Here is a 13,180-nt window from a genome sequence, read left to right on the forward strand (position 1 = left end):
ATATCACCATGCCTTTTTTTGTGTTTGAAAGTGAAATGTAAACGGTTAACTATGAAATGTATGTCAAGGAGCGTCCCGCATGTATGTTGTAAGCGAAAATAAAAGGAGGTTCAACTAGTGTTTAAATCACTTTTTGGTGTATTGCAAAAAATTGGACGAGCACTTATGCTTCCAGTTGCGATCCTTCCTGCTGCTGGTATTTTACTAGCACTTGGGAATGCGATGCAAAATCCGCAACTGATTGATGTAGCTCAATTTTTAAGCAATGATACAATTCAGCTTGTTGCAAGTGTCATGGAAAATGCAGGGAACATTGTCTTCTCGAATCTTCCGCTCTTATTTGCTGTAGGGGTTGCCATCGGTCTTGCTAATGGAGACGGTGTGGCAGGGATTGCCGCAATTATCGGTTATCTAGTTATGAACGTAACAATGAGTGCCGTATTAATGGCCAATGGATCGATTCCATCCGATTCCATCAAATTGGCTAAGTTCTTTAAGGAAAGCCATCCAGCATATGTTAATATGCTCGGAATACCGACCTTGTCTACCGGCGTCTTCGGCGGGATTATTGTCGGGGTATTGGCAGCTTATATGTTTAATAAATTTTATAAAATTGAGCTCCCACAATATCTTGGCTTCTTTGCTGGAAAACGTTTTGTTCCAATCGTAACATCTATTTCAGCACTTATTTTAGGGCTTTTGATGCTCGTCATTTGGCCGCCAATTCAAGGGGCACTGAACTCGTTCTCAACAGGACTGCTTGCAGCGAATGAGCCGCTTGCTGCCTTTGTATTCGGTGTCATTGAACGCTCATTAATTCCGTTTGGTTTGCATCACATATTCTACGCACCATTTTGGTATGAGTTCTTTAGCTATAAGAGCTTATCAGGAGATATTATCCGTGGTGATCAGCGTATCTTCATGGCACAGATCAAAGATGGTGTTCAGCTCACAGCTGGTACATTCATGACAGGAAAATATCCGTTCATGATGTTTGGTCTGCCAGCAGCAGCACTTGCGATTTACCATGAAGCAAAACCAAAGAATAAAAAGCTTGTCGCTGGAATTATGGGATCAGCAGCCCTGACTTCTTTCCTAACAGGGATTACTGAACCGCTTGAATTCTCATTCTTGTTTGTTGCACCAGTGTTATTTGCAATCCACTGTGTATTTGCTGGATTATCCTTTATGATAATGGATATTCTAAACGTGAAAATCGGTATGACCTTCTCAGGAGGGTTAATTGACTTCTTCTTATTCGGAATCTTGCCAAACAGAACCGCTTGGTGGCTTGTGATTCCAGTTGGTCTTGTACTTGCTGCTATTTATTACTTCGGATTTAGATTTGCTATTCGTAAATTTAATCTGAAAACGCCAGGCCGTGAAGACGAAGCTGATGACGATGCAAGTAGTGCTAAGTCTGAAAAGGGTAATGACTTACCTTATGAAATTCTTGAAGCAATGGGTGACCAAGAAAACATTAAACACCTTGATGCTTGTATTACCCGTTTACGTGTTACTGTGAATGATCAGAAGAAAGTGGATAAAGACCGTTTGAAAAAACTTGGTGCTTCAGGAGTTCTTGAAGTAGGAAACAACATCCAGGCCATCTTCGGACCACGCTCTGATAATTTAAAAACACAAATGCAGGACATCATTGCAGGCCGCACGCCTCGTCCAGCGAAAGACCCTTCTGCAAAAGAAGAAGTCAGCCAGCAGGTCGAAGAAGTCATTGCAAAACCGCTTCAAAATGAGCAAGGTGAAGAAATCTTTGCTTCACCAATTACAGGGGAGCTTCATCCGATTACAGATGTACCAGATCAAGTATTCTCAGGGAAAATGATGGGTGACGGTTTCGCCATCTTACCAACAGATGGAACGGTGGTTTCACCGGTAAAAGGGAAGATCTTAAATGTATTCCCAACGAAACACGCAATTGGCCTGCAATCTGATGGTGGACTTGAAATTTTGATCCACTTCGGTATTGATACGGTCAGCCTCAAAGGAGAAGGGTTTGAAGCATTTGTACAAGAGGGAGATCAAGTAGAAATCGGTCAAAAACTCTTAGTGGTTGATATTGATAAAATTAAGTCTGAAGTACCATCTTTAATGACACCAATTGTATTTACCAACTTAAGTGAAGGACAATTTATTGACCTTCAAAAAACCGGTGAAATCAAAGCTGGTCAAGAAAACATCATGAAAATTTCAAAATAATTTTCATAACTGCCGTTCTTGTTAGATGACAAGCTCGGCAGTATGATATAATATTGTGGATGTATTAATTGTATAAAAAGGAGATTGATAAAAATGGCTCAACAAACATTCAAAGTAACTGCAGATTCTGGAATTCACGCACGTCCTGCAACAGTTCTTGTACAAACTGCTAGTAAATATGATGCTGATATCAACTTAGAATATAATGGTAAAACAGTGAACCTGAAATCTATTATGGGTGTAATGTCTCTAGGAATTGCGAAAGGTGCTACAATCACAATCTCTGCTTCTGGTTCTGATGAAAATGATGCACTTGCTGCGCTTAAAGACACAATGAAAAGTGAAGGCCTAGGCGAGTAATGCAACAACTGAAAGGAATCGGTGCTTCAGCAGGCGTTGCGATTGCAAAAGCATATCGTCTGGAAGAACCAGATTTAACAGTTCACCAAAAAGACATCAATGATCCAGAGACAGAAGTGAAGCGTTTTGAAGAAGCAATTCATGTTTCTAAACAAGAACTTGAAGCAATTAAAGAACATGCGCTAAAAGAGCTTGGCCAAGACAAAGCAGATATTTTTTCTGCACACCTTCTTGTGTTAAGTGATCCAGAGCTGCTAAACCCAGTAAAGGATAAAATCAACTCTGATAAAGTAAATGCTGAATTTGCTTTAAAAGAAACAGCAACAATGTTTGTCACGATGTTCGAAGCAATGGACAATGAATACATGAAAGAACGTGCAGCGGATATTCGCGACGTAACAAAACGTGTAACTGGACATTTGCTAGGCGTTGACATCCCGAATCCAAGCATGATTTCTGAAGAAGTCATCATCATTGCTGAAGATTTAACTCCTTCTGATACTGCTCAGTTGAACAGACAATTTGTCAAAGGTTTTGCGACAGATATCGGAGGTCGTACTTCTCACTCAGCGATTATGGCAAGATCAATGGAGATTCCAGCTGTTGTTGGAACAAAAGAAGCAACAAAAACAGTGAAAAACAATGATCTAATCATTGTGGATGGTATTAGCGGAGACGTCATCATTCAGCCTTCTGAAGATGAAGTGAAAGCGTATCAAAAAAAGCATGAAGACTACTTAGCTCAAAAAGCAGAATGGGCGAAACTTGTTGATCAGCCAACGGTCACAAAAGACGGCGTTCACGTAGAGCTAGCTGCAAATATCGGAACACCTGAAGATGTAAAAGGTGTACTTGAAAATGGCGGCGAAGCAGTTGGATTGTACCGTACTGAATTTTTATACATGGGCAGAGATCAGCTTCCTACAGAAGAAGAGCAGTTCGATGCGTATAAAACGGTTTTAGAGAAAATGGAAGGCAAAGCAGTGGTTGTCCGCACACTAGATATTGGTGGCGATAAAGAACTACCTTACTTGCAACTTCCAAAAGAAATGAACCCGTTCCTTGGCTATAGAGCGATCCGCCTTTGCCTTGAAGAACAGGAGATTTTCAGAACACAACTACGCGCCTTACTTCGTGCAAGTACATATGGAAACTTGAAAATCATGTTCCCTATGATCGCGACGTTATCTGAATTTAGAGAAGCAAAAGCTATTTTACTTGAAGAAAAAGAAGCATTGGTTGCCGCTGGTACAGACGTTTCTGATTCCATTGAAATCGGAATGATGGTGGAAATTCCATCAACTGCTGTCATCGCAGACCAATTTGCAAAAGAAGTTGATTTCTTCAGTATTGGAACGAATGACTTGATTCAATACACAATGGCTGCTGATCGAATGAACGAACGAGTGTCTTATCTTTACCAGCCTTACAATCCAGCCATTTTACGTCTCATTACGCTTGTTATTGAAGCAGCGCATAAAGAAGGTAAATGGGTTGGCATGTGCGGTGAGATGGCAGGAGATGAAATCGCCATTCCTCTTCTACTTGGATTAGGATTAGATGAATTCTCAATGAGCGCAACATCTATTCTTCCAGCAAGAACTCAGCTAAGCAAGCTTTCTAAGGAAGAAGCTGCATCATTTAAAGAGCATATTTTATCACTTAGCACGACAGAAGAAGTGGTTGATTTCGTAAAGAAAACGTTTCAACATAACTAAGTGAATTCAAACCAGACAGTGACCCTGTCTGGTTTTTTTGTCGAATTTTATCATATTGGGTCATATCCGTCAGAGAGAAGGGCATTCTATAAGAAAAATGGAGGTGACCAGATTGCCTTTCTCAGACTATAAACCGGGTGATCAAGTATATGTGATTTATCGAAATCCACATGCAGCTAACGTAGCACAAATTAAAGAAGCAGAAATTGTTTCACATCCATACAATGAAGAGGAGCTTGCCCTCTTTTTACTTGAAACGTACCATCCCTTAGCTCCAGATGATGCGGTCTTTCCAACATATGAAGAAGCAGAAGCTCTTTATCAAGATTTGTTTGAATAAGGGAGATTTTAGAAAGGATAAAAGCCATCCTGCACGGTTAAAGTAACGGTATGAAAACCTATAAGGTAAGGATGTGCTAAATATGATCAAACCTTTTGTACCCCAGCTTGTGTACATTGAACCACGTGCATTAGAGTACCCGTTAGGACGAGAGCTGAAGGAAAAGTTCGAGGGTATGGGGATTGAAATAAGAGAAACGACTTCACATAACCAAGTAAGAAATATTCCGGGTAAAAATGACTTACAAAAGTATCGTAATGCAAAATCAACGCTTGTCATTGGTGTGAGGAAAACGTTGAAGTTCGATACGTCTAAACCATCGGCAGAATATGCCATTCCATTTGCGACAGGATGTATGGGTCATTGTCATTATTGCTACTTGCAAACGACGATGGGAAGTAAGCCATACATTCGAACCTATGTAAATGTTGAAGAAATATTAGATCAAGCGGAGCAGTACATGAACGAGCGTGCGCCAGATATCACAAGATTTGAAGCTTCTTGTACGTCAGATATTGTCGGAATTGACCATTTGACACACACATTAAAAAGAGCAATTGAATACTTCGGTCAGACTGATCTTGGTAAGCTTCGTTTTGTGACCAAATTTCATCATGTCGATCATTTACTTGATGCAAAGCATAATGGCCGGACAAGATTCCGCTTTAGCATCAATGCGGATTATGTCATTAAATATTTCGAACCTGGTACATCACCGTTAGATCAACGGATTGAAGCGGCTGTCAAGGTTGCGAAAGCAGGTTATCCGCTTGGCTTTATTATTGCCCCAATTTACATCCACGAAGGCTGGCAGGAAGGGTATAAAGTTCTTTTTGAAAAGCTCGATGCAGCTCTTCCTGAGGATGTGAGACACGATATCACCTTTGAAATGATCCAGCATCGTTTTACAAAACCAGCGAAGCGTGTGATTCAAAAAAACTATCCGAAATCAAAATTAGAACTAGATGAAGAAAAAAGACGATACAAGTGGGGTAGATATGGAATTGGGAAATATATCTATCAAAAAGATGAGGAGCAAGAACTAAGACAGACGTTAGAATCATATATCGATCAGTACTTTCCGAATGCAAAAATTGAATATTTTACTTAAAGCAAGCCTTTATGGCTTGTTTTTTCTATTTAAATTTTCTCACAACTATTGAATGCGGTATCAATTATGCCGATATATACAATAAGGTATGAAAGTAGGATATAGGGATGTGAGGAGATGTTTAAGAAACTTCAAGTGAGAATAGCTGTTTTCATCTCAGTTATTTTAATTTTAACCGTTGTGGCAGTTCAAGTGGGTTCCAATTTGGTATTAACACCACTGATTGAACGAGATGCAAAAACGACCGCCACAGCAACGGCAGAAAGCCTGAAAGACATTATTACAGAAAAGCTTGATAATTACGGCAATACCATTAACAAATTGGCAACAGGTAAAATAACTGAAGAATTTGCGCAAAAACAAACAAAGCAAACACTTGATTTTGAAAAAAGTGCAATAAAAAACCTGCAGGAACAGGATAAACTCATTTCATTTGCTTATATTGGAACAACTGATGGCAAAATGCTCGGCTTCCCGGAGTTCGATCTTGGCCAAGGATATGATCCATCTAAACAAGGCTGGTTTAAACAAGCAGTCGAAAAGCCTGATCAAGTTGTTTGGACAGATCCATATATTGATGAAGCAACGAAAAAAGTGATTGTCTCAGCCACGAAGGCGATTGTCAAAAATGGAAAGGTCATTGGAGTCGCTGGACTTGATTTGAAGCTCTCCTCCATTCAATCTTATATAAATGAACAAGAGATCCCTTATAAAGGGACCGCTTTCTTAGTTGATAACACAGGCACCATTTTGGCGCATCCAACGCAGCAAGGAAAAAACATTTCAAAGGTCGCCTCTGTAAAAAAAGCGCTTGACAACTCAGGTATTGATGACAGCAAAGAACTGACGGTCATATCTAAAATCAAAGAAGCCGATTGGACGGTTGGCGTGAGCTTTGAGAAAAAGAAACTGCTTTGGATCACAGAACAAATGAATCAGACAAGTATCATTATATCCGTCATTGCCATTATTCTTGCGATGATCCTTAGCTTCTTATTGGCAAGAAGCATTACAACACCAATCAAGCGTCTAACAGGGCATGTGCGTAAGGTGTCAGAAGGCGATTTAACAAGTACGCTTGAAGTGAAGTCCAAAGATGAAATTGGTCTCCTCACGAAAAGCTTTAATCAAATGATAGAGGACATCAGGGAGTTAATTGAAAAAGTGAAAGGGGCTTCAGATCAAGTTGTGACATCAACAGATGAAGTGACCCAAATTTCAAATGAAACCTTGCTGTCGAGTGAGCAGATCGCAACGGCCATTCAAGAGGTGGCAACAGGGGCGTCTAAACAGGCATCAGATGCAGAAACGATTAATGAGAAATCAGAGCATTTGTATGAGAAAGTGCGCCATATGGGTGAGCTTGCCTCACAAATGCAAACCAACTCAAAATCATCTGAAGATGCAAGCTATAAAGGGCTAGATGCACTTGGTGTGCTCGTCCAAAAATCAACAAAAGCGAGCGAAGAATCGAAAAAGGTAGAGCAAATGCTGCTAGACCTTGAGCATAAAACGAAAAATATTGAAAACGTGGTGACAGCGATTTCTCAAATTTCGGATCAAACGAATTTACTTGCACTGAATGCAAGCATTGAAGCAGCGAGAGCTGGAGAAAGCGGAAGAGGCTTTGCTGTTGTTGCAGAAGAAGTTAGAAAGCTTGCTGAACAATCTGCGCAATCAACAAAACACATTAGTGAAACCGTCAAACTCATTCAAGATGAATCGAAGAAGGCGGCTGAAGCGATGACAGTAGCAAGTAAGATGAATGAGGAACAAGGTGACGCCATTAATGCAACAGGCGAGGCACTGAGCAGCATCACAATGGAAATGCAGGCACTTGTCGGATCAATCGACAGTATTCATTCACAGATCAATGAAATGACAGAAGAACAACAGAAGATGAGTGACTCCATTCAAAGTATTGCGGCAATTTCTGAAGAATCTGCAGCTTCAGCTGAGGAAGTGCACGCGTCTACAGATGAACAAGTTCAAGCGTTAGAAAGAACGAAAACTTCGACCGAAATGCTGAACGAATCAAGCCAGGCGCTACGTCAGGCGGTTGACCGATTTAAAGTGTAATCAAGCAGAAAGGAACCTTGCGACGTGAGCAAGGTTCTTTTTGTATGATAAAATAAAGCAGAGGTGGTGTTGACATGAATGTCAATTTATCTGGAAAAAAAGCATTGGTCGCTGCAAGCAGTCAAGGTATCGGAAAAGCGATTGCCTTTGCTCTAGCAAAAGAGGGAGCAGATGTCATGCTTTCAGGAAGACATGAGCACACGCTGAAAGAAACGGTGAAAGAATTATCTCCGCTTGTAAAAGGAAAGCTGACTTATCAAGTATGTGATGTGTCTGACGCGCAGCAAATCAAGGCGCTAGTTCAAGTGGCAGCTGGTGATGAGAAGTGTCTCGACATTCTTGTGAACAATACAGGCGGTCCTAAAACAGGGACACTTGAAACCTTAACAGATGAAGACTGGATGGAATCATTTCAGCTTCATTTACTCAGTTATATTCGATTATTAAAAGAGGCATTGCCTTATTTGAAAAAACGCGGTGCACGCGTGTTAAACATTGCGTCTATGTCAGTGAAAGAACCGATCCCAGGCTTGATGCTGTCAAATACGTTTAGACCGGCTATTGTCGGCTGGACAAAAACAGCCGCTCAGGAGCTTGCCAATGATGAAATTTTGATCAATACGTTAGCCCCTGGGAAAATTGAAACAGACCGCGTCAAACAGCTCGACAAGCACCGCGCGCAGGCAGAACACCAAACAGTTGAAGAAATCAAAGCACAGGCTGAACGTACGATTCCGCTTGGCCGTTATGGACAGCCAGAGGAATTTGCAGCATATGCAGCTTTTCTTTTATCTGAAGCAAATACATACATGACAGGTCAAACACTCATCATTGATGGTGGATTGACAAAGTCTCTTTAAGGAGGAACAAGTGATGACACAAATCAAAACAGTTGGTTTTATTGGAATTGGTGTAATGGGACGCAGTATGGCAGAGCATTTAATGGATGCTGGATATGAAGTTCTCGTTTATACAAGAACAAAAGCGAAAGCAGATGCACTCATTCAAAAAGGCGCATCATGGAAGCCGGAAGTGAAGGAAATTGCACAACATGCAGATGCTGTCATCACAATGGTAGGATATCCATCGGATGTAGAAGAAATCTATTTAGGTGAAGAGGGGCTTGTGGCACATGCTACGCCTGGTACTTATCTGATTGATATGACTACATCGAAGCCTCAGCTGGCAAAAGAAATTGAAGAGAAAGCGAAAGAAAAAGGGCTGTTTGCATTAGATGCACCAGTTTCGGGCGGAGACGTAGGCGCAAAAAATGGAACGCTTGCGATCATGATTGGCGGAGAAAAATCAGCCTATGAAGCGTGTCTGCCCTTATTTGAGAAAATGGGCGAAAACATTCAATATCAAGGACCTGCAGGAAGCGGTCAGCATACTAAAATGTGTAACCAAATTGCGATTGCAGCAGGTATGGTAGGTGTCGCAGAGGCGATGGTCTATGCCGAAAAATCAGGACTTGATCCAGAGCATGTGCTTAAAAGTACTACGACGGGCGCAGCAGGAAGCTGGTCCTTGTCAAACCTTGCACCAAGAATGCTGAAAGGTGATTTCGAGCCAGGGTTCTACGTGAAGCATTTTATTAAAGATATGGGCATTGCTCTTGAAGAAGCAGAGCTCATGGGAGAAGAAATGCCAGGGCTCTCGCTTGCGAAGTCGCTTTATGAAAAGCTGAGTGAGCAGGGGGAAGAAAACAGCGGTACACAGAGTATATATAAATTGTGGGTGAAATAAAAAGCCTGTCCCATAGAGGGACAGGTTTCAGCGTGTAGACAAACCCTCGCATTCGTTGTCAGTCCTGCGTGCTGGTGCTCACGAATGTCAAATTCGCTCCGCGCCAGTACTCGTCCTTCCTAGAATTCAAAGGTTTTCTATCACGCTGAAAAGAAGACAAAATGCTAAAATCAAGATCATTTTAGCACTTTGTCAACAATCTGACCTGTCCCATAGAGGGACAGGTTTTATTGATCTTATTTTCCGATGAATTGCTGCGTCCAGTAGTTACCAGATTTCACATAACCAACACCGATATGTGTATAGTTTTTGTTTAAGATATTGGCTCTATGACCTTTACTGTTCATCCAAGCAGTTACCACTTCTTGAGGAGATCTTTGACCTTGGGCAATGTTTTCACCTGCTGTTTTGTAAGTGATCCCGAATTGCTTCATTTGATCAAATGGAGATCCGTAAGTTGGGCTTGTGTGAGAAAAATAGTTTTTATCTTTCATATCTTGAGATTTTGCGCGAGCAGATTTGCTTAATTTTGAATCAACAGAAAGTGCTTTTAATCCTTGCTTTGCACGCTCTTTGTTTGTAAGCTCAACGACTTCTTTTTCAAATGCATTCAAGCTGCTGTCAGCTTTTGTTGCCGTTGTGTCTTTTTGGTCAGCTTTTGTATTGTTATTTGTGTTTTGTTTTGCTGGCGTACTTGGTTTAGAAGCAGTAGTTTTTTTCACTGATTCTTGTTTTTGTTCATTTTTTGCTTTGTTTACTTCTTTCACCACTTTTGTGCCAGTAACAGGTTGACCGCTTTTGATCAACTTGTTTAAAAGAGCTTCGATCTCTTTTTGATTCGACTTGCTTAGCTTGTTTACATCTGAAGAGATATGTAATTTTGCAGCTAATGTATGAAGATCAATGGTTTGATGCTGTACTTGTATCACTTGTTTCAGGTTAAGCTCCTTCGCATCAGCTGAATGTCCCCCAGTGAACGTGATGAGTGCAGCAGCCGTTAGCGCTGAAAAAAAGAATGATTTCTTCTTCATATTGTAACTCCTCCTAAAATCTTTGTTTTGTTTTCTCACAGAAAATCATAACATGGACTTTTTGTTATAAACGTACCAGCATCCTCCATTGACAATGCCTGTTTGTCATTTTTGTTAAAGTCATAAAATAACACGCTTCATATCAAAGGATAGGGAATTTTACCATTTAATGAAAACGACATAAACATACCAATATTTTAAAGTGTTAGTATATTTTTTTGCATAATAGGGATTGACAGCTTTTTTTCACTTGTTTCGCTGTAACAACTATTACAAAAGTGTTACAATAATGAGTGGTAATTGTAAAAGATTGAAAGGATGAGAGGAGCTACATAAGTGGGAGAGAAACAGCAGCATCAAGGTGGTGCCGAGCAGAAAAAAATCAAGCGCCGGAACGCCTGGAGGATTAATCTCTTTTTCTTCGCTGTCTTTAGTTTATTTGCTGTACTTGTGATCAAGCTTGGTGTGCTGCAGATCGTCAATGGTGAGGATTATAAAAAGCAGGCAAACCGAACAGAGGTCAAAACAGCATCATACCCGTCTCCGAGAGGAAAAATGTATGACGCGAGAGGAAGAGTCGTTGTTGATAATGAAAGTGTACCTGCCATCGTTTATACATCAGAAAGCGGTGTGAAAGCGGAGGATAAGATTAAAGTAGCAAGAAAACTTGCGACTTATATAAAAATGGATACTGATTTTATAAGAGAGCGTGACATTCGAGATTTTTGGCTGGCAAGCCATCCAAAAGAAGCGGATAAGCTCATTTCAAAAGCAGAGCAAAAGAAACTTAATGCAAAAGATGTCTATCCGCTCCAAGTCGAGCGCGTGCCTAAGGAAGAGGTCAAGGCGATCGAAAAAAATGTAGAGGAAAAAGCAGTTGCAGCGATCTATCGCAGGTTTACAGGCGGATATGCCTTTGAGCCTCAAATCGTGAAAGCAATGGACCCAAATGAAGAGAAAAAAGGGGACGAAAAAGTTGCTTTACTCGATGAAACAAAAGAGTCAAAGCAGACATCATCTGTCAGTTTGACCTATGAAGAGATTTCACTTGTGTCAGAGCATCTTGATGAGCTGCCTGGAGTGAATGTTATCAATGATTGGACAAGAAAATATCCGTATGAGAAAACCCTTTATAATGTACTTGGCGGTGTGACTACACCAGAGCAGGGGATTATCAAAGAGCGTGAAGATTACTATATGGCAAGAGGCTACTCACGTAATGACCGAGTAGGGAAGAGCTATTTAGAGTATCAATACGAGGATTTTCTGAACCCAGAGAAAGCGACTGTTCAGTATACGCAGGTTGGCGGGAAACTGCTCGATGAAATCAAGCGGACAGAAGGACGAAGAGGACTTGATCTGGCACTCACATTTGATATGGAGCTGCAAAAGGAAGTCGACAAAATCGTTGAATCAGAGCTAAGATCCGCTAGTGCAAGAAACTATATGATGGATCGTGCCTTTGTTGTGATGATGGACCCTAACACAGGTGATGTTCTTGCGATGTCAGGGAAGAAAATGGACGGCAGAGACGTCACAGATTATGCCATCGGAACATTTACGACCCAGTATGAAATGGGCTCTGTAGTCAAAGGAGCCACAGTACTCGGCGGTTATCAGGACGGAATGTCGCACAACCAATCCTATATGGATACACCGCTCTTTTTTGCAGGAAGTGGAAAGCCCAAGAAGTCTTACAACGATCTGGGGTGGGTCAACGATCTGCGAGCACTCCAAAAAAGTTCGAACGTCTATATGTTTCATGTAGCGATGAGAATGGCAGGTATTACCTATCAACAGAATGGTCCATTACCAGCAAGACCTGAGCATCTGCAAAAAATGAGAAACTACTATGCGCAATTCGGTCTTGGCGTGAAAACAGGGATCGATTTGCCGCAGGAATCAAGCGGGATGCAGACACATCCGAAGACGGTCGGCGGACTTTTGCTCGATGAAGCAATTGGCCAGTATGACACGTATACACCGCTTCAAGTGGCGCAGTACATGTCGACGATCGCCAATGGAGGTAGCCGCGTACAGCCAAGAGTAGTGAAAAGCGTTCACCTTCCAACGAAGAAGGATGAAGTCGGCCCAGTTGTGAAAAAATATGAGCCGAAAGTGCTGAATACGATTAACAACTCGAAAGCAGATATTGACCGCGTCAAAATGGGGCTGAAAATGGTCACATCGACCGGCGGTACTGCCGCAGGCCGCTTTGGTCAGCATGATGTCGCAGGAAAAACAGGCACAGCCCAAACCTTCTACTATGGTGCTAACCGCAGCTGGTGGGGGAATGCCACGTACAATTTAACCTTTGGAGGATATTATCCATCGTCCAATCCAAAAGTGGCTTTTAGTGTCGTGACACCTTATGTCTCAGACAAAGATTCCGTCATTAAAACCATCCCAAGTAAAATTGTTGATAAGTACGTTGAATTACAAAAGAAATACGAAAAGCAGTAAACAGCAGAGAGCACAGCAAGAGAATGTGCTCTTTTTTGCTGAAAATATGGACGTTTCCCTCGATGACGGAAGGAAAATACGGGTTTTCTAGCGAATCTTTTTTATACATCAATCT

General features: G+C 41.3%; 10 protein-coding genes and 1 pseudogene. 10 read left to right on the forward strand and 1 reads right to left on the reverse strand.

The annotated features are described in order from the left end of the window. The first annotated feature begins 117 nt into the window (after window positions 1-117). The 9 genes and pseudogenes from ptsG to NKR21_RS07420 all read left to right on the forward strand — a co-directional run bounded on the left by ptsG (window position 118) and on the right by NKR21_RS07420 (window position 9,571). The gene (ptsG, locus tag NKR21_RS07385; RefSeq protein ID WP_012009759.1) at window positions 118-2,217 is read left to right on the forward strand and encodes a glucose-specific PTS transporter subunit IIBC; all 2,100 of its coding nucleotides are present in this window, start codon (window positions 118-120) and stop codon (window positions 2,215-2,217) included. A 93-nt stretch (window positions 2,218-2,310) separates the two neighbouring features. After that, complete coding sequence (locus NKR21_RS07390; protein ID WP_003211078.1) at window positions 2,311-2,577, forward strand: phosphocarrier protein HPr; 267 nt, start codon at window positions 2,311-2,313, stop codon at window positions 2,575-2,577. Next, complete coding sequence (gene ptsP / locus NKR21_RS07395; RefSeq protein WP_012009760.1) at window positions 2,577-4,295, forward strand: phosphoenolpyruvate--protein phosphotransferase; 1,719 nt, start codon at window positions 2,577-2,579, stop codon at window positions 4,293-4,295. The genes NKR21_RS07390 and ptsP overlap by 1 nt, the downstream gene beginning before the upstream one ends. 97 nt (window positions 4,296-4,392) lie before the next feature. Next, window positions 4,393-4,635, forward strand: coding sequence for a transcriptional regulator SplA domain-containing protein (locus NKR21_RS07400; protein ID WP_044331928.1), 243 nt, complete (start codon window positions 4,393-4,395; stop codon window positions 4,633-4,635). Between the two features lie 82 nt (window positions 4,636-4,717). Beyond that, window positions 4,718-5,746 (forward strand): spore photoproduct lyase, encoded by a 1,029-nt coding sequence (splB, locus tag NKR21_RS07405; RefSeq protein WP_012009761.1) that lies wholly within the window; start codon window positions 4,718-4,720, stop codon window positions 5,744-5,746. Window positions 5,747-5,863: 117 nt separating this feature from the next. Further along, a pseudogene (locus NKR21_RS21370) lies at window positions 5,864-6,886 on the forward strand (HAMP domain-containing protein); the annotation flags it as partial. Next, entirely contained in the window at window positions 6,878-7,825 is a 948-nt protein-coding gene (locus tag NKR21_RS21375) for a methyl-accepting chemotaxis protein (protein WP_372585406.1), read from the forward strand. The pseudogene NKR21_RS21370 and the gene NKR21_RS21375, both read left to right, overlap by 9 nt. 74 nt (window positions 7,826-7,899) lie before the next feature. After that, the gene (locus NKR21_RS07415) at window positions 7,900-8,685 is read left to right on the forward strand and encodes an SDR family oxidoreductase (protein WP_012009763.1); all 786 of its coding nucleotides are present in this window, start codon (window positions 7,900-7,902) and stop codon (window positions 8,683-8,685) included. A gap of 13 nt (window positions 8,686-8,698) precedes the next feature. Beyond that, the gene (locus NKR21_RS07420) at window positions 8,699-9,571 is read left to right on the forward strand and encodes an NAD(P)-dependent oxidoreductase (RefSeq protein WP_144458056.1); all 873 of its coding nucleotides are present in this window, start codon (window positions 8,699-8,701) and stop codon (window positions 9,569-9,571) included. 236 nt (window positions 9,572-9,807) lie between these two features. Here NKR21_RS07420 and NKR21_RS07425 read toward each other — a convergent pair whose 3' ends face one another. Continuing rightward, window positions 9,808-10,602 (reverse strand): CAP domain-containing protein, encoded by a 795-nt coding sequence (locus NKR21_RS07425; protein WP_144458060.1) that lies wholly within the window; start codon window positions 10,600-10,602, stop codon window positions 9,808-9,810. A gap of 336 nt (window positions 10,603-10,938) precedes the next feature. Here NKR21_RS07425 and NKR21_RS07430 point away from each other — a divergent pair, with 336 nt between their 5' ends. Beyond that, a complete protein-coding gene (locus NKR21_RS07430; protein WP_144458062.1) occupies window positions 10,939-13,065 on the forward strand; it encodes a peptidoglycan D,D-transpeptidase FtsI family protein in 2,127 nt (708 codons plus the stop codon). The last annotated feature ends 115 nt before the right edge of the window (window positions 13,066-13,180 follow it).

The sequence above is a fragment of the Bacillus sp. 1735sda2 genome (assembly GCF_024159245.1).
Taxonomy (GTDB): domain Bacteria; phylum Bacillota; class Bacilli; order Bacillales; family Bacillaceae; genus Bacillus; species Bacillus pumilus_O.